The 16,138-nt window shown below is 68.7% G+C and carries 13 protein-coding genes and 1 pseudogene; 9 read left to right on the forward strand and 5 right to left on the reverse strand.

Translation table 11 applies throughout. The features are described from left to right. Positions 1-13: 13 nt before the first annotated feature. From CLV54_RS14025 to istB, 4 genes are all read left to right on the forward strand, one after another. Complete coding sequence (locus CLV54_RS14025; RefSeq protein WP_100345620.1) at positions 14-643, forward strand: TlpA family protein disulfide reductase; 630 nt, start codon at positions 14-16, stop codon at positions 641-643. Beyond that, positions 640-1,050, forward strand: a complete 411-nt coding sequence (locus CLV54_RS14030; RefSeq protein ID WP_245861745.1) for a cytochrome c biogenesis CcdA family protein — start codon at positions 640-642, stop codon at positions 1,048-1,050. Before CLV54_RS14025 ends, CLV54_RS14030 begins: the two co-directional genes overlap by 4 nt. 82 nt (positions 1,051-1,132) lie before the next feature. After that, positions 1,133-2,821 (forward strand): IS21 family transposase, encoded by a 1,689-nt coding sequence (istA, locus tag CLV54_RS14035; RefSeq protein ID WP_100345903.1) that lies wholly within the window; start codon positions 1,133-1,135, stop codon positions 2,819-2,821. Next, entirely contained in the window at positions 2,818-3,618 is an 801-nt protein-coding gene (gene istB / locus CLV54_RS14040) for an IS21-like element helper ATPase IstB (RefSeq protein ID WP_071044827.1), read from the forward strand. The genes istA and istB overlap by 4 nt, the downstream gene beginning before the upstream one ends. Before the next feature lie 14 nt (positions 3,619-3,632). On the opposite strand, the gene CLV54_RS14045 is transcribed toward istB, so the two are convergent. Continuing rightward, positions 3,633-4,022: a heavy metal-responsive transcriptional regulator gene (locus CLV54_RS14045; RefSeq protein ID WP_054682943.1), complete on the reverse strand. Its 390-nt coding sequence runs from the start codon at positions 4,020-4,022 to the stop codon at positions 3,633-3,635. Positions 4,023-4,121: 99 nt separating this feature from the next. On the opposite strand from CLV54_RS14045, the gene merA reads away from it, so the two are divergent. Further along, positions 4,122-5,498 (forward strand): mercury(II) reductase, encoded by a 1,377-nt coding sequence (gene merA, locus CLV54_RS14050; RefSeq protein ID WP_071044826.1) that lies wholly within the window; start codon positions 4,122-4,124, stop codon positions 5,496-5,498. A 75-nt stretch (positions 5,499-5,573) separates the two neighbouring features. Further along, positions 5,574-5,936 carry a cytochrome c biogenesis CcdA family protein gene (locus tag CLV54_RS14055; RefSeq protein ID WP_245861746.1) on the forward strand — a complete coding sequence of 121 codons (363 nt, stop codon included), beginning with the start codon at positions 5,574-5,576 and terminating at the stop codon, positions 5,934-5,936. Positions 5,937-6,232: 296 nt separating this feature from the next. Here the strand turns inward: CLV54_RS14055 and CLV54_RS17985 are convergent, their stop codons facing one another. After that, complete coding sequence (locus CLV54_RS17985) at positions 6,233-6,736, reverse strand: hypothetical protein (RefSeq protein ID WP_245861775.1); 504 nt, start codon at positions 6,734-6,736, stop codon at positions 6,233-6,235. A gap of 43 nt (positions 6,737-6,779) precedes the next feature. Beyond that, a pseudogene (locus tag CLV54_RS17990) lies at positions 6,780-7,160 on the reverse strand (DNA cytosine methyltransferase); the annotation flags it as partial. A 273-nt stretch (positions 7,161-7,433) separates the two neighbouring features. Between CLV54_RS17990 and mobF the strand changes: the two are divergent. From mobF to CLV54_RS14075, 3 genes are all read left to right on the forward strand, one after another. Then, complete coding sequence (mobF, locus tag CLV54_RS14065; protein ID WP_100345623.1) at positions 7,434-10,994, forward strand: MobF family relaxase; 3,561 nt, start codon at positions 7,434-7,436, stop codon at positions 10,992-10,994. 155 nt (positions 10,995-11,149) lie between these two features. Continuing rightward, positions 11,150-11,488: a sulfate permease gene (locus CLV54_RS14070; protein WP_100345624.1), complete on the forward strand. Its 339-nt coding sequence runs from the start codon at positions 11,150-11,152 to the stop codon at positions 11,486-11,488. A 106-nt stretch (positions 11,489-11,594) separates the two neighbouring features. Next, positions 11,595-11,915 (forward strand): helix-turn-helix domain-containing protein, encoded by a 321-nt coding sequence (locus CLV54_RS14075; protein WP_150447119.1) that lies wholly within the window; start codon positions 11,595-11,597, stop codon positions 11,913-11,915. A 77-nt stretch (positions 11,916-11,992) separates the two neighbouring features. Here CLV54_RS14075 and CLV54_RS14080 read toward each other — a convergent pair whose 3' ends face one another. Beyond that, positions 11,993-14,995: an RHS repeat domain-containing protein gene (locus CLV54_RS14080; RefSeq protein WP_150447118.1), complete on the reverse strand. Its 3,003-nt coding sequence runs from the start codon at positions 14,993-14,995 to the stop codon at positions 11,993-11,995. A gap of 265 nt (positions 14,996-15,260) precedes the next feature. Then, a complete protein-coding gene (locus CLV54_RS14085; RefSeq protein ID WP_157802979.1) occupies positions 15,261-16,118 on the reverse strand; it encodes a hypothetical protein in 858 nt (285 codons plus the stop codon). Positions 16,119-16,138 lie beyond the last annotated feature (20 nt).

Below are 16,138 nucleotides of genomic sequence, written 5' to 3' on the forward strand. Positions count from 1 at the left end.
AAAGCCCATAGCCATGCCCCCGAAACCCGACTCCGCCCACCCGCGCCGACGCTGGATCGCGGCACCAGTCGGTGGCAGCCTCGCCGCACTGCTCCTGCTGGCCGGATGCGCCGCCCAGCCGCCCGACATCACCCTCCCGCAGACCCCGAACGGGTACACCTCAGCCGACGACACGGTCGTGGAGATCCCCGCCGCCGAGCGCGACGCCCCGGTGACCTTCGGCGGTCCGCTGGACACCGGCGGCCAAGCCGACTCCACCGACTGGCTCGGCTCGGTCGTCGTCGTCAACTTCTGGTACGCCGCCTGCCCACCCTGCCGCGCCGAAGCCCCCGACCTTCAGGCGACATATGAGCAGTACGCCGACCAGGGCGTCGTGTTCATCGGCGTGAACGTGCGCGACACCGGCGCGACCGCGACCGCGTTCGCCACCGAGTTCGACATCACCTACCCGTCGATCCTGGACGCCGCGACCAGCGACGTGCAGTTCGCGTTCGCCGGCAAGTCCGCCCCGAACGCCGTGCCCACCACGATCGTCCTCGACCGTGACGGACGGATGGCCTCCCGAATCCTCGGCCGCATCCCCTCCCGAGGCACCCTCGCCGCCCTCATCGACACCGCCTTGACCGAGAGCCGCACCCCGTGAACGGCATCGTCGCCAACGGCGAACTCTGGCTCGCGATGCCGATCGCGTTGCTGGCCGGCCTCGTCTCCTTCGCCTCGCCCTGCGTGCTCCCGCTCGTACCCGGCTACCTCGGCTACGTCACCGGCGCATCCACCACCCGCTCCCGCTGGAGACCCCTGATCGGGGCCGGCCTGTTCACCCTCGGGTTCTCGCTCGTGTTCATCGCCTACGGCGTCGCCTTCGGCGCCGTGGGCAGCTGGCTGATCCGCTGGCAGGACATCCTCATCCGCATCCTCGGCGCCGTCGTCCTCATCATGGGGCTGGTGTTCATCGGCCTGCTGCGCGTCTTCCAGCGCACCGCGAAACCCGCCATCAAACCCCCTACCGGCCTGGTCTGGCTCTGTCAGTCTGTTTTGGCCCCGGAGTGACGGCTAGGAGTGGCCCCACTTTCTGACTTGCCGGGGCGGTTCTGACGGTTTGATCTGGCCCCACCTGAGCGTGTGTTTCGTGTTGCTTCAGGATGAGCGGGCCCGGCAGGGGTCGAAAGTGGAATTGTTCGCGGATATCCGCCGTGCCTCGCGCGTCGACGGGCTATCGGTGCGCGCGTTGGCAGACAGGTTCGGGGTCCACCGTCGCACGGTGCGGCAGGCCTTGGCGTCGCCAATTCCGCCGCCGCGGAAGATACCGTCACGGATGTCTCCACGGCTGGGGCCGTACAAGGCGGTGATCGACGCGATGCTCACTCAGGATCTGGACGCGCCTCGTAAGCAGCGGCACACGGCGACAAGGGTTCTCGCGCGGCTGGTCGACGAGCACGAAGCGGCGGGACTGTCGTACTCGACGGTCCGCGACTACGTGCGCGTACGTCGTGCCCAGATCGATGCCGCAGCCGGGCGCCGCGTCGAGGTGTTCGTCCCACAGGAACACGCACCTGGTGAGGAAGTCGATTTCGGCGAGGTCTGGGTGATCCTTGGCGGGGTGAAAACGAAGTGCCACATGTTCACGTTCCGGCTCTCGCACTCGGGGAAGGCGGTGCACCGGGTGTACTCGACGCAATCGCAGGAAGCGTTCCTGGAAGGACATATCGACGCGTTCGACGAGATAGGTGGGATCCCGACCCGGCACATCCGGTACGACAATCTCACTGCCGCGGTACAGACGGTGCTGTATGGGAAGGGCCGTAGCCGAGTAGAGAACGACCGATGGGTACTGTTCCGCTCGCACTACGGGTTCGACTCGTTCTATTGCCAGCCCGGAATCGACGGCGCCCACGAGAAGGGTGGCGTCGAAGGCGAAGTTGGTCGGTTTCGCCGCACCTGGCTGTCGCCGATGCCGGTCATCGACTCGCTCGCCGAGTTGAACGAGCAGATCCGCCGGTGGGACGCCCGCGACAACGAGCGACGCATCAACACCCGGATCCGCACTGTCGGGCAAGACTTCATCGACGAACAAGCCCGCCTTACGCCATTGCCAGGCGAGCGGTTCGATCCTGGCCTGGTGCTCTACCCGCGGGTAGACCGCTCGAGCCTGATCACCGTGCGGATGGCGAGGTACTCCGTGCCCGCCCGTCTGATCGGGCGGAAGGTGCGGGTCTCGTTGCGGGCGTCTGAACTCGTGGTGTTCGACGGCCACGCCGAGGTCGCTCGGCACGAGCGGGTCGTGGCCCGCGGCGGGGAGTCGATCAACCTTGACCACTACCTCGAGGTCCTCAGGCGCAAGCCCGGCGCGTTGCCCGGGTCCACCGCGCTGGCCCGTGCACGCGAAGCCGGCGTGTTCACGACAGCGCATGACGCGTTCTGGCAGCAAGCGCGGAAGGTCGATGGCGACAGCGCCGGCACAAGGGCTCTGATCGATGTGCTCCTGCTCCACAGGACCATGCGAACCGTCGACGTGATCGCGGGGATCCGTGCCGCCCTCACGGTCGGGGCGGTGTCCGCCGACGTCGTCGCGGTCGAAGCCCGACTGCACACCGCCGGGCCCGAGTCAGACCGTCATCGCGTTGAACAACCACGACGTGACGTGCAGCGAGTTGTCAGCCTGACCCAGCGTCGCCTCATGGATCCGGCCGCGGTGATCGCCGGACTCCCAGCCGACCGGCGGCCACTGCCATCCGTCGCGCACTACGACGAACTCCTTAACCGACGTTCCGAACCAGAACCGCCGGTCACCGATGAGAGAGAAGGAATCGCCGGATCATGAGCAACCCCACGAATGTCACCACGATCCTGCGTCGGCAGCGCGGGCTGACCGAAGAAGCCGCCGCGGCCGCAGTTGACCAAGCCTGCCGCAGGCTCCGTTTACCCACCATGCGGGCGGTGATGCACGAAGCGATCACGGCCGCGGAACGTGAGCAGCTGACCTACCAAGGGTTCCTTGCCGAGCTCCTCCTCGCCGAGTGCGACGACCGGGACCGCCGGTCCGTTGTCCGCCGCGTGTCGGCAGCCGGGTTCCCGAGGAACAAGTGGCTCGGGGACTTCGATTTCGACGCGAATCCGAACGTCAACCCTGCAACGATCCATACGCTCGCGAACGGGGACTGGATCCGCCGCGGCGATCCGCTGTGTCTGATCGGGGACTCCGGCACCGGGAAGTCGCATCTCCTCATCGGCCTCGGCACCGCCGCTGCAGAGAAGGGCTTCCGCGTCCGGTACACCCTGGCGACGAAGCTCGTGAACGAGCTCGTTGAAGCCGCCGACGAGAAACAACTCACCCGCACCATCAACCGGTACGGACGCGTTGACCTGCTCCTGATCGACGAGCTCGGCTACATGGAACTCGACCGACGCGGCGCCGAACTCCTGTTCCAGGTCCTCACAGAGCGGGAAGAGAAGAACTCCGTCGCGATCGCATCCAACGAGTCGTTCAGCGGGTGGACGAAGACCTTCACTGACCCGCGCCTGTGTGCGGCAATCGTCGACCGGCTCACGTTCAACGGCACCATCATCGAAACCGGCACCACCTCGTACCGCCTCAACCACACCCGTCAGCGGCAGTAGCGATCCGAAAGTCATCAGAGGTAGCGGCAGATGGACTCCGGCGTGCAGGCTTCGGACGCCGTTGCCGTCGCGTGCGCCCGAAGCTCGACGATGCTCCCTCGTAGGGCGCGCAGCTGCTCGAGCTGCTCATCAATCTCCACGAGCCGGCGGTCAAGGAGATCCAGCACGTGAGCGCACGGCGAACCACCCGTGTCGCGAACATCGAGGATCTCCGCGGTCTGCGCAAGGGTGAGCCCCGCCGCGCGAGCCCGATCGATGAACTCGAGCCGCTGCACCGTCTCGTCACCATAGCTGCGGTACCCGGCCGGGGTGCGCTCCGGCGGTTGCAGCAGCCCGCGCTCCTCGTAGTACCGCAGCGTCGACGGTCTCGTCCTCGCCTTCTCCGCGAGTTCTCCGATCCGCATCGTGACACCTCCACCGTCAGTTTGACCTTCAAGCATGCTTGAAGGTCCATTCTGTCGCATAGGGCCGCACGTGCGGCCCGGTCCACCCGAGGAGGCATCATGACTCAGCACAACGAGTTCGATCTTGCGGTGGTCGGGACGGGCGGCGCGGCGATGTCCGCGGCGATCCACGCCCGACTCGAGGGGGCGAGCGTGGTCGCCATCGAATCGGGCACGCTCGGTGGCACCTGCGTGAACGTGGGTTGCGTGCCCTCCAAGACACTCCTCGCGGCCGCGCACACCCGCCACGCCGCGCTCACGAACCCGTTCCCCGGCGCCGCCACCTCCGCTGGGGCCGTCGACCTCGGCGCGCTCGTGCAGCAGAAGGATGAGCTGGTCGGCATGCTCCGCCAGACCAAGTACGCCGACATCGCCGCCGCCTACGGGTTCGACATCCTCCCCGGCACCGCAACATTCACCGATCCCTCAACACTGCTCGTCGATGGACGACCGGTTCGCGCCAAGTCGTATCTCATCGCCACCGGCGCCGAACCGACCATCCCAACGATCCCCGGCCTCGAGCAGATCGATTACCTCACGTCGACCACGGCGATGGAACTCACCGAGCTGCCCGCTTCGCTCGTGGTGATCGGCGGCGGATTCGTCGGCCTCGAACAGGCCCAGCTGTTCGCCCGGCTCGGGGTCGAGGTCACCATCATCGGCCGGCTCGCCCCGCACGCCGAACCAGAACTCTCCTCCGAGCTCCGCAAAGCCTTCCTGACCGACGGAATCACCGTCATAGGCGACCGCGCCGCAACGATCACCCCACACGACGACCTGGTCCGAGTCCTCACCCGCACCGGGAAAGTAGCTACCGGTGAACGCGTCCTCGTCGCCACCGGCCGCACCCCCCGCACCGACGGGCTCGGCCTCGCCACTGCGGGCATCGCGACCGACACCCGCGGCTTCATCATTGTCGACGAACAACAGCGGACCACGAACCCGGCGGTGTTCGCCGCCGGCGACGTCACCGACGTGCCCCAGTACGTGTACGTCGCCGCGAGGACCGGGAAGATCGCCGCACACAACGCCCTCGGTCACTCTGAGCAGGTCGACTACACCGGGTTGCCCTCCGTCCTGTTCACCTCACCCCAACTCGCCTCGGCCGGGATCACCGAAGCCGAAGCCATCGCCGCCGGATACAGATGCGCCTGCCGATACCTGCGACTGGCCGACGTGCCCAGAGCCATCGCCAACCACAACACCCGCGGCGGCATCAAGATCGTCGCCGACGCCGACACCGGCAAAGTCCTCGGAGTCCACGCCCTCGCCGACACCGCCGGCGAGATGATGCTCGCCGCGACCTACGCCATCAAAGCCGGATTCACCGTCACCCAACTCGCCGACACCTGGGCCCCGTACCTCACCATGGCCGAAGGCATCCGCCTCACTGCGAACCTCTTCCGCAACGAACTCCCCACTTCCTGCTGCGCCTGACAACAGACAGCCACCCACATCGACCCGCCGCCACGACGGGGCCACTTCAAACCGTCACCCCGGGGCCAAATCAGGTTGACAAAGTCACTGGTCGGCGCGCCGCTGCTCGGCATCGCCTTCGGCCTCGGCTGGACCCCCTGCCTCGGCCCCACCCTCGCCGCGATCTCCGCACTCAGCATCAGCACCGCATCCGCCGCCCGCGGAGCACTCCTGGCCGTCATCTACTGCATCGGCCTCGGTCTGCCGTTCCTCGCCGTCGCCGCCGGCCTCGGATGGGCAACCACCGCCACCGGGTTCCTTCGCCGACACATCCGCGCCATCAACATCGCCGGCGGAACCGCCATGATCCTCACCGGCATCCTCATGATCACCGGACTCTGGACAATGCTGATCTACTCACTCCAAACCCTCATCGGCGGAACGCTCCTGCCGATCTGAGGATCGCGGCTTAGGTTGCATTTGCGTCCACGGACGAGCGAGGTTCCCGGAGGGTTGGCTAACCTCGAAGGAGATCCCGGATTTCATGCGAAGAGGAACTGGTTTCGCCTAAGTGTCAGGATTCCACTGAAGAACATGAAGGGCTCGGACCGCCTGGCGAGGTAGAACGCCGTTGCCGAGCGCGGTGAGCTGTTCGCTGCTGCTCAGCTCGAGGTCGGGGTCGGTGAGCCAGCCGTCTGGCAGGCCCATGAGCCATTCCACGAAGCGCGGCGCGGGACGGAGCTGACCGTCATGGTTCAGCACCGCCGGAGCTGGGGCGGGTCGTCCGCTGAGGTGTTCCCATCGTCGGATGGCTCCGGCGTAGTGTCCCCATCGTCGAACAGCTGCTCGATCAGCGGCCACAGTCCGACCGGCTCCTGGCCTCGCCTGCGTCGGGGGCCATTCTGCGCCAGGTCGATGATCTGATGCGAGAGGGCGATCGTGCCGCGTCGGGCTCGCACCTGTTCCAGCGTCTCCCCACCGCGGGCGACGTCCGAGGCTAGCGGGGTGCGGAACAGCGCGCCGAGCGAGGATGAAGATCCGAAATCGGGTGTGTGGTGCGCCGACGTGGGAAGCGGGTAGGCCAACCCAGCGAGCGTCGTACCGGAGGTCGGCCAGATCGCCGAGTACGGCTCCAAGTGCCCGTAGAGGTCGGGCTGGTGCGTCTCCCAGATCCCACGGGTCGGGTTCCATTGCGCGAAGGGCAGCCCGTGTCGCGGGGGTTGCGCGTTCGAGGACTGCGGAGAGGGGGTTGCGTTCATCGTGGTCGTCCTGCGGGTCGGGGCGGCGTGCGGTGGCGGAGAGCAGGCCGCGGACGTTCTCGGCGACGACCCACTCGGGTTGCAGCACGTCGATCGCCGCCGCCATCTGCGCCCACAGGCCCGAGCGGGTGCCCGGTGCGAGGCCGGCTCGCTTGCCGACCGTGGAGACGTCCTGGCAGGGGAACCCGCCGCAAATCACGTCGACCGGCGCGACCTGCCGCCAGTCGACCTGCGTGATGTCGCCAAGGTTGGGGATAGCGGGCCAGTGATGCGCGAACACGCGGGCCGGGGCGGGGTTGAGCTCGGAGAACCAGGCCGTGCGTCCGCCGAGGACGTGCTCGACGGCGAGGTCGAGGCCGCCGTAGCCGGAGAACAGCGATCCGATCCGCAGCGGGGCGGCCGGGGCGGGGGCTGAGTCGGGCATCGAGGTTCCTGTGCGGTCGGCGCGTCCCGGTTGAGGCACTCGCCGGGCTGGTCACCTTCCAGGTGCGCGCGACTCCCACAAGCTCCGCGGCTCCGCCCTCGTCTTCCCGGCGTCGATCGTTCGGCGCGGTGGCCTCGGATCGCGTTGCTGGGAGCACTGTTCGGCGCGGGCGGTCAGCCTGCCTTCGGTCGGCCCACGCCTCTTGCAGACGAGGTTCGGACCCGGCGCGAGCGCCGGGTCCGAAGGCGGTGGTCCCGTTCGCACCTGACGGGCATGACGGTCTCGATGCGGGTGATGAGCGCGGGCGAGGGTTACAAGTACCTGCTCAAGACGGTCGCCGCGGGCGACGGGAACCGTGCCTTGTCGACCCCGCTGACGCGGTACTACCTCGAGGAGGGAACCCCGCCCGGTCGTTGGATGGGCAGCGGCGTGCCTTCGCTTGGCGGCGGCAGGATTGTTTCTGGCGATCAGGTCTCCGAGGTTCAACTTCAGCTGCTCGTCGGCATGGGCCGTGATCCGGTCACGGGCGATCCGCTCGGCCGCGCCTACCAGGACTTCTCGACTGCTGCCGTTCGTGTCGAGGCGCGGATCGCATCGCTGGACCCGAGCCTGGGCCTGGTCGCTCGGGCGGAGGCGATCGCGCAGATCGAGGCCGAGGAAGCTGCGCGCGGGACGCGGCGCGCGGTCGCCGGGTTCGACTTCACGTTCTCGATCCCGAAGGCTGCATCGGTCGTGTGGGCGGTTGCGGACGCCGGCACGCAGGCGATCATCGCCGACGCGCACCATGCGGCCGTTGCGGAGGTGGTTGCGTTCATGGAGCGGGAGATTGCGGCCACGCGCGTCGGCGCAGCCGGACGCGACGGCGCCGTTGCACAGGTCGGCGTCGGTGGACTCATCGCAACCGCGTTCGATCACTACGACAGCAGGGCCGGCGACCCCCACTTGCACACGCACGTCGTGATCTCGAACAAGGTGCAGACGTTGCTCGACGGCAAGTGGCGGTCGCTGGACGGGCGGCCCCTGCACGCGGCGGTCGTCGCCCTGTCGGAGCTGCACGAGGCGGTGTTCGCCGACCATCTCACCCGCGTTCTCGGCGTCGAGTGGGAGGCGCGATCTCGTGGCCGGGACCGGAACCCGGCTTGGGCGATCACGACCGTCCCGGAGTCGCTGATCGCCCTGTTCTCCAGCCGGTCACGGCACATCGACGAGGAAGCCGACCGGCTGATCGAGCGGTACATCGCCGAGCACGGGCGGCGTCCGTCGCCGGCGACGATCGTGAAGCTGCGCGCGCAGGCGACGTTGACGACGAGACCGGACAAGCAGGTGCAGTCCCTCGCGGCGCTGACGGCGCAATGGCGTCGTCGTGCGAGCGCGACCCTGGGCGAGGACGCGACCGAGTGGGCGCGCCGGATCACCGACGCCTCGTCGCCGCCGCTGTTGCGCGCCGACGACATTCCCCTAGACGTGATACGCGAGCTCGGGCAGAGGGTGGTCGAGGTCGTCGGCGAGAAGCGGGCGACGTGGCGACGGTGGAACCTCTACGCGGAGGCCGCGCGGCAGACGATGGGCTGGCGGTTCGCCAGCACGACCGATCGCGACGCGATCGTCGGCATGGTCGCCGATGCCGCCGAGGCGGGGTCGCTGCGGCTGACCCCGCCGGAGCTGGCGAGCAGTCCGGCGATCTTCCGACGCTCGGACGGGACGAGCGCGTTCCGTCCGAAGCACGCCACGGTCTACTCCTCCGAGCAGCTCCTCGCGGCCGAGGATCGGCTGCTCGAACGGTCCCGGATGCTGACCGCGCCCACGCTCGACCTCGCCCAGCTCGAGCGCGTCACCCGCAGGCCCGACCGTCGTGGTCTCGTGCTCGGCGACGACCAGGCCGCCGCCTTGGCGACGGTCGCGGTCTCCGGTCGCGTCCTCGACGTGCTGGTCGGCCCGGCCGGCGCCGGGAAGACGACGGCCATGAGCGCCCTGCGGCGGGCCTGGGAGATGCAGCATGGGCACGGATCGGTGGTGGGATTGGCGCCGTCCGCGGCGGCGGCGCAGGTGCTCGGCGACGACCTTGGGATCGTCACCGAGAACACGGCGAAGTGGTGGCAAGACCACCTCGTGCGTGGCACGACGTTCGCAGCCGGGCAGCTGGTCATCATCGACGAGGCATCCCTCGCCGGGACACTCACGCTGGATCGGATCACCGCGCTCGTGGCACAGGCCGGCGCGAAAGCACTGCTGGTGGGCGACTGGGCTCAGTTGCAGTCCGTAGACGCCGGCGGGGCGTTCTCGATGCTCGTCCACGACCGGGACGACGCCCCCGAGCTGGTCGACATCCACCGCTTCACGCACCGCTGGGAGAAGGCGGCGTCCCTTGGGCTGCGCCACGGCGACGCCTCCGTGATCGACGAGTACGACGCCCACGGTCGCGTCCACGACGGCGACACTGACGCCATGACGGACGCCGCCTACACCGGCTGGCGCGGCGACATGCTCGCCGGGCGCGAGTCGGTGCTGATCGCGGAGACCCACGAGTCGGTCTCCGCGCTGAACCAGCGAGCACGCGCGGACCTGATCCTCGACGGCGCCGTGACGCCGCTGCGCGGCTCGGTCCAGCTGCACGACGGCACCCTCGCATCACCGGGCGATGCCGTCATCTCCCGCCACAACGACCGGCGCTTGCGGGCCGGGCGCGGCTGGGTCCGCAACGGCGACCGCTGGACGATGACCGCCGTGCGCAGCGATGGCTCGGTCACCGTCCGCCGCGCCGGCCGACGCCGCGGCGCGTCCCTGGTGCTGCCGGCCGGCTACGTCCGCGAACACCTCGATCTCGGCTATGCGGTCACGGCACACCGGGCGCAGGGACTCACCACCGACACCGCGCACGCCCTGATCGAGGCGACGACGACGCGGGAGAACCTGTACGTCGCGATGACGCGCGGACGCGACGCGAACCACGCCTACGTCGCCACCGGCCGACCGGACGGCGTGCATGCCGGCCCGCATCCCGGCGACAACACCGCGGCGAGCGCACGCACGGTGCTGTTCGGCGTCGTGCAGCACTCCGGCGCCGAGCTCTCCGCGCACGAGACGGTCACCTCCGAGCAGGAGGCATGGTCGTCCATCCGGCAGATCGCGGCGGAGTACGACACGATCGCCACCGCCGCGCAGCAGGATCGCTGGGTCGCCCTGATCCGCGCCAGCGGCCTCACCGAACGCGAGGCCGAGGACGCCATCGCCTCCGACGCCTTCGGCGCGCTCGCCGCCGAGCTGCGCTACGCCGAGGCCAACCATCACGACGTCGCTACCCTGCTGCCACGGCTGGTCGCCTCCCGCAGCCTCCACGACGCCCAGGACGTCGCGGCGGTCCTGCACGCGCGCCTGTCCGCCGTGACATCCAGGCCAGCCGGCGCGGGCCGCGCCCGCCGTGCGCCACGACTGATCGCCGGGCTCATCCCCGAGGCGGCCGGGCGGATGGACGCGCAGATGCGGCGCGCGCTCGATGAGCGCCGACAGCTCATCGAGGACCGCGCCCAGGCGCTCGCCCGCGCCGCCCTGGCCGAGCACCGGGCCTGGGTCGGGCACCTCGGGCAGCCGCCGGCCCGGCCGGCGCCGCGCGCCCGATGGTGGCAGGCGGCCGCCACCATCGCCGCCTACCGGGATCGGTACGAGGTCACGGCGGACACTCCGCTCGGGCCGGCCCCCGACGCGGCCGCACAGCGACTCGACGCCGCACGGGCGCGCGCCGCTCTGGAGCGTGCCCGCACGCTCGCCGACACGGGCGAGCGCGACACTTGGACACCGCCGGACCCTCGCGCCGAGCGCACCGGACCCGGCCTGTGATCGGCAATGCGCTTCCGATGTCGCACCTGTCGGCGTATTCTGCCTGCAGGCAGTTCCTTTCGGCGCCGTCGCTTGTCGCGAAGGCATGACCGCACCGTCAGCCGGCCGGTCCTTCTAGTTACTCGCTGCCGAGTCACTAGGAGAGGACCGCCCTCATGATCCGGCTACTCTGGACCCTCAGCGTCCGTACCCGTGCGTTCCTGCGCCGCTACATGCCGACCAACATCCTGCTCGACCGGATCCGCACCCGTCGCGGCCTCAAGTGGGGCGTCCCCGCGATGCTCATCGCCGTCCCCTACCTGCTCATCGCAGCGACCCTCGCCGCCGCGGTCGCCGACGGCGGCCCCGGCTGGCTGAACTTCCTAGTCGTGCTGTTCCTCTGGAACGCCGCGAAGTTCGCGTTCATCGGCCCGGTCAGCCTGATCCTGCTGGCCCGGACCCGCCTGCACGAGGCCCGCGCCCGCCGCGCGCAGGCCCGCTACGCCACCGCTTGACAGGACGCTCCCACCCATCTCTGGGCAACCCCTCGCCTAGTGGATAACGGTATTATCCCCTTGTGGGCGAGGTGAGACGACAAGGCGACTCCGGCAGAATGGACGGGTGCCTGAACACGTTCGCCCCGACCTGCCTCCTGCGGTCGGTGACGCCGTGAGCGCGTTCGGCTACGGCGTCCGGGTCGCCATCATCGGCTACATCCACGAGCATGGCCCCGCCACCCGCGGACAGCTCGCCACCGCCCTCGGCCTAGTGCCCAAGACCGTGCAGTTCCATCTCACCGGGCTCACAGCCCTAGGCGTCGTCATACCTGACCCACCCCCTGAACAAGCCCGACGCGGCCAGCGCACGCGCTATGAAATCGACGCCGGTCGAGTGCTGGAGCTGTACGCCGAACTCGGTAAGCATCTCGGCATCGGCGGCTGAACGCTCCCGAGGCGTTTGGCGCTTCGGTCTCGACTGCACGAGTCCCACTCCGACGCTGGACGCGACAGTGATTCGGGTCAGCTCTGCTCGTCAAACAGCGCCAAGAAGTCTTCGTCCTCCTCTCGCACGTAACCGTGACGCTCGCGGTAGATCGCCAGGCGTCGGCCGAACCACAGTGTGAGGATGCCGGCCAAGGCGAAGATGCCGCCGGCGATCCCGAACGGGAACATCCAATCCCCAGCGCCGGTCAGCGCCAGCGACGGCGGCAGCTCCGGGGTCTTCGGGACGGTCGGCACGGAGACGACGGTTGTGGTCTCGTCGGGCGCTCCGCACAGCCCACGGTGGATCTCATCGCCGTTCGCGTCGAACAGCGTCTCGATCCAGTAGTACGTGCCGGCCTGCTCGAAGACGACAGCCTCGGAGGTGTAGTCGCCTGGACCGTCGAGGGCGATCGGGTCGCTGCGGAACGCGAGCTCGGCGTCCGTGCAGGTCGCGGTCTCCCCGTCCTGCCGGTATGCCTCGAACACGAGCGTCGAACCGTCCGGGACCGTCCCGCTGACACGGGCGAGGTCATGCGCGGGCTCGCCGAGGGTGACCTCGGCAACGGCCTGTGTCGTGACCGTCAGCTGCTCGGGCTGCTCGGTGATGACGGTCGTCTCGCCGGGCGCCCCGCAGGTGCCCTCGACGAGGATCGTCCCGTCCGCGTCGTAGAGCGTCTCGATCCAGTACACGTTGCCGGGCTGGTCGGTCGTGGTCTGGCCCGAGGCGTAGACGCCGGGCTGGGTGACCGCGATCTGCTCGCTCTGGTAGAACGCGCTCGTGCAGTTCGGCTCCGCGTCGGCCGGCTCGGGGCCGTAGGCGCGGAACTGGAGATACGCCCCCTCGGGGATCGTGCCCTGCACCAGGGCGGTGTCCGCGAACGGCTCGCCCACCCGCGCGGTCGCCGTCGCCTGGGTGATGACCGTGACGGGCAGCTCGACCTCCGGCGTCGGCGGGACGAAGAACCTCTCGAGCACGTCGGCCGGCGACGAGCGATACGGCTGCACTCGGTCGTCGCCGTCGAAGGTCGTGACCAGCACGTAGAAGCCGGGCTCAGACGGCTCGATCCGGTCGGCATCGGTGTAGCCGAGCCGGTAGACGCCGTTGCGCGCCGGGGTCGTGATCGAAGTCAGCAAGGGCGCGTCGGACAGGTCGAGGTCGTCCGTAAGCACGGCATCCGTGGCGAACGGCCCATAGACCGTGTGGGTCACCTCGTCGTTGTCGGCCTGCCAGTACCCGTCGCCCGCGAACTGCCCGTGGTTGGCGGGGAAGCCCGTGACCGTCACCGTGTCGAACGCCCTGCCGCCCGGATGGACGTTGTACTCGCGCATCAGCGAGGTCGTCACGATGGGCCAGCGCACCGAGGTCGTCTCGACCGTGATGCCGTACTCGTCGGTCCAGTCCGCCGCGAGGTAGTCACGCACCCACTCCGGCTGTGTCGCCTTGTGCGCCCGCCACACCCAGGTCACGAATCCGCCCTGCGGTGCCACGACCTCCGGCGAGGTGTAAACGCCGGGACCGTCGGCCGTGATCGTCACCGTGCCAAGCGGCACCGCGCCCGTCTCGGCGAGGACGGCCTGCGTCGGCGGCAGGGTGCCCGGCACCTGATAAGCGGTTCCCTCGAACACGACGGGGATGAACGCCCCGTCGCGCTTGAGCCACGCGCCGTTCGCGCTGGACACCGTGATCGTGTCGGTCAGCGCGTCACCGGGCACGGCGAGGTGCTGATCCGCCTCCGACATGGCGACCGGCTGGAACGGCACGACGCTGCTCTCCGGCATCTGCCCGAAGCGATCCGCGAACGAGTCGGTCAGATACCGGCCGTTCACACCCTGTGCCGCCTTGTCGATCGTCCAGACCCAGGTGTAGAAGCCGGACTCGGCCGCGACGACCGTGCCCGGCGAGGTGTACGAGCCCGCGCCGGTCAGCGTGACCGTCTCCTGCCCGGCCACCGGCGCGCCAGCAGGCGCCGCGTCGGCCTCGGCGGGCTGCTCGTCGAACGGGCCGAACAGCGTGCCGGTCGCGGTGATCGGAATCGGCACGCCGTCGAGCCTGATCCACGTCCCCTTGGAGAGCGTCACGAAGAGCTGGTCGGTGAAGGCGTCGCCCTCGGCGACGTAGCGAGAGGACACCTGCGTGGCGATCTGCGGCTGGAAGTCCAGGTCGATCATCGGCGTCTGCGCCTGGACCGACAGCCCGGTCGAAGAACCGGCGACGGCGGCGATGAGGCGCTGCGCGCCCGGTGTCGTGTAGAGGTCGACCTGCGCCCCGTAGCCGGCCGCGGCGACGCTCATGCTCGCCTCGATCCGGTACGACGGCACCCCGTCGGCCGGGGTGCCCGTGATGCCGTACTGCCCGACGCCGAGCGTGCGCGACGACGACCCGTCGACGAACACCGCGCCCGTCAGCGCCGCCCCGCCCTGCAGCGACGCGGGATGAGCGGCGACCGTCACCGTGCCGGCGTACTGGTCCGACATGGCGATGCTCACCGACAGCGACGGATCGGTGACCGCGTTGACGGCGGCCTCCTGCCGCATGACGGCGAGGTTCGCCAGGATCGTGCCGCGCACGCCGACAGGCGCGCGGGCCACGTAGTAGTCATCGCCGGACATCCCGTGGCTGTTGTAGACGCCCGGATCGGCGACCGACCACACATACAGCGCGACCGCCGCCGTGAGATTCGGGTCGCCGGACTGCCCCCACCTGTCCAGCACGTAGTTCAGCTCCGCGAGCTGCTGACGCGAGAGCGAGTCCAGGGAGGTCACCGTCTGCGGCCCCGATGTGGGATCGAACGGGGAGTTCGCGCCGAGGTCGATGCAGTACCCCTGCCTGCCGTCGACGTCCGTGTTGTACGCCCCCAGGAAACCCGAGTCACCGTAGTAGCCCGTCCCCAGGCTGCCCGCGTGAGCCGGCACCGCACCGAGCACGACCGTCCCAGCCAGCACGAGTAGCGCGACGAGGACCGCAGCGAGACGACGGATCACCGCGCCGGGCGGATGCACACCTGGGGGCTCGGGTGGGGATGCGATCGACATTGACATGGGCCGTCCTCCTGACTCTGCAAAGGACGGTGGGAAGCGACCGTCCTCAGAGCAGGTGCGCGGATCGGCCCACGCGACGTCGCACAGCCGCAGCCGAGTTCTGGCCTCTGCGGACGACCTGGCTGTTGCTCAGAGCGCCCGCAACTACCTGGGTCAGAGATTCCATGTGGTATTCGCTGCAATACCCCCTACATTTTCTCCGCTTAAGTAGCCTCTGATCGGGACTTACCCGCTCCTAGAGATGGCCGGAGAATCGCCTGGATTCTCAGCCATCCCTGTAATGGAGCTGCCGGAGCGGGAGCTTGGGAAGGCTGGTTCCGAACCTCGCCCAGAGGCCACTGCAGACGTGTAGTCCCTCTGTGACGTCGCGGTCCTCGTACCGATACATGAGCCAAAGATGAACGTCCACAAGGGGCGGATTCAGTTGCGGGGGCATCAGGTCGCGCGGATTGGGCGGGGGCGAGTAACGGCTGAACGCTGCCGTCAGGTTCCCGGGCGGACCGAATGGGTACATCACGAGGTGCTTATTCGGGTACCCGTCCAGCTTTTCACCTATGGCTCGCACTCCCCCTCGCTGCTCCTTATCGACGATGTGCAATGACTGTCGAATCAACGCCCATGGATCATCGGGCGACGGTGCATGCGTAACAGACCACCTGATCTGATGAGGCTCCGTGTGCGGATGCTGGCAGCGCTGAGCACACATCACTTGGACACCGTCGTCGTAGACCGCGAGTCCGAGGATCGGGACAGGATCTACCCCCGGGAGCAACAGTCGCTCGTCGCGAGATGACCAGTGATATTCGCAGCCGGCTTCGACAGTCCACCGAAGGACATCCGCCCTGATCTTGCTGCGCACGTCTCTAGTTGCGCCTCCCAAGATCATGTACGGGATCATCACCCACACGCAGTGCGGCAGTGTCGGCTCCGCCGTCGGAGCGAGGCGTTGTTCTGCTTCGCGAATGGCAGACGGTGTGGTCGTGATCACTTCCGCGACGTGTTTCCCGTCCTCGGATAGCAGGTCGGGCATGTTCGACTTGGAGCCGTCGTCATACAGTCGAAACTCCACACCGAGCTCATCCGACAGCATCAGCCTCGCGTGTTCTTCTTCCCTTCTGGACACCAGCCTCACGCCTTCCTCGC

Origin of the sequence: Compostimonas suwonensis (assembly GCF_002797855.1) — a bacterium.
Classification (GTDB): Bacteria; Actinomycetota; Actinomycetes; order Actinomycetales; family Microbacteriaceae; genus Compostimonas; species Compostimonas suwonensis.

Bases quoted from the DNA above. Each gene is read 5' to 3' on its own strand.
- CLV54_RS14025 (WP_100345620.1), top strand. From the start codon at position 14: ATGCCCCCGAAACCCGACTCCGCCCACCCGCGCCGACGCTGGATCGCG.
- istB (WP_071044827.1), top strand. From the start codon at position 2,818: ATGAGCAACCCCACGAATGTCACCACGATCCTGCGTCGGCAGCGCGGG.
- CLV54_RS14045 (WP_054682943.1), bottom strand. From the start codon at position 4,022: ATGCGGATCGGAGAACTCGCGGAGAAGGCGAGGACGAGACCGTCGACG.
- merA (WP_071044826.1), top strand. From the start codon at position 4,122: ATGACTCAGCACAACGAGTTCGATCTTGCGGTGGTCGGGACGGGCGGC.
- CLV54_RS17985 (WP_245861775.1), bottom strand. From the start codon at position 6,736: ATGAACGCAACCCCCTCTCCGCAGTCCTCGAACGCGCAACCCCCGCGA.
- mobF (WP_100345623.1), top strand. From the start codon at position 7,434: ATGACGGTCTCGATGCGGGTGATGAGCGCGGGCGAGGGTTACAAGTAC.
- CLV54_RS14070 (WP_100345624.1), top strand. From the start codon at position 11,150: ATGATCCGGCTACTCTGGACCCTCAGCGTCCGTACCCGTGCGTTCCTG.
- CLV54_RS14080 (WP_150447118.1), bottom strand. From the start codon at position 14,995: ATGTCAATGTCGATCGCATCCCCACCCGAGCCCCCAGGTGTGCATCCG.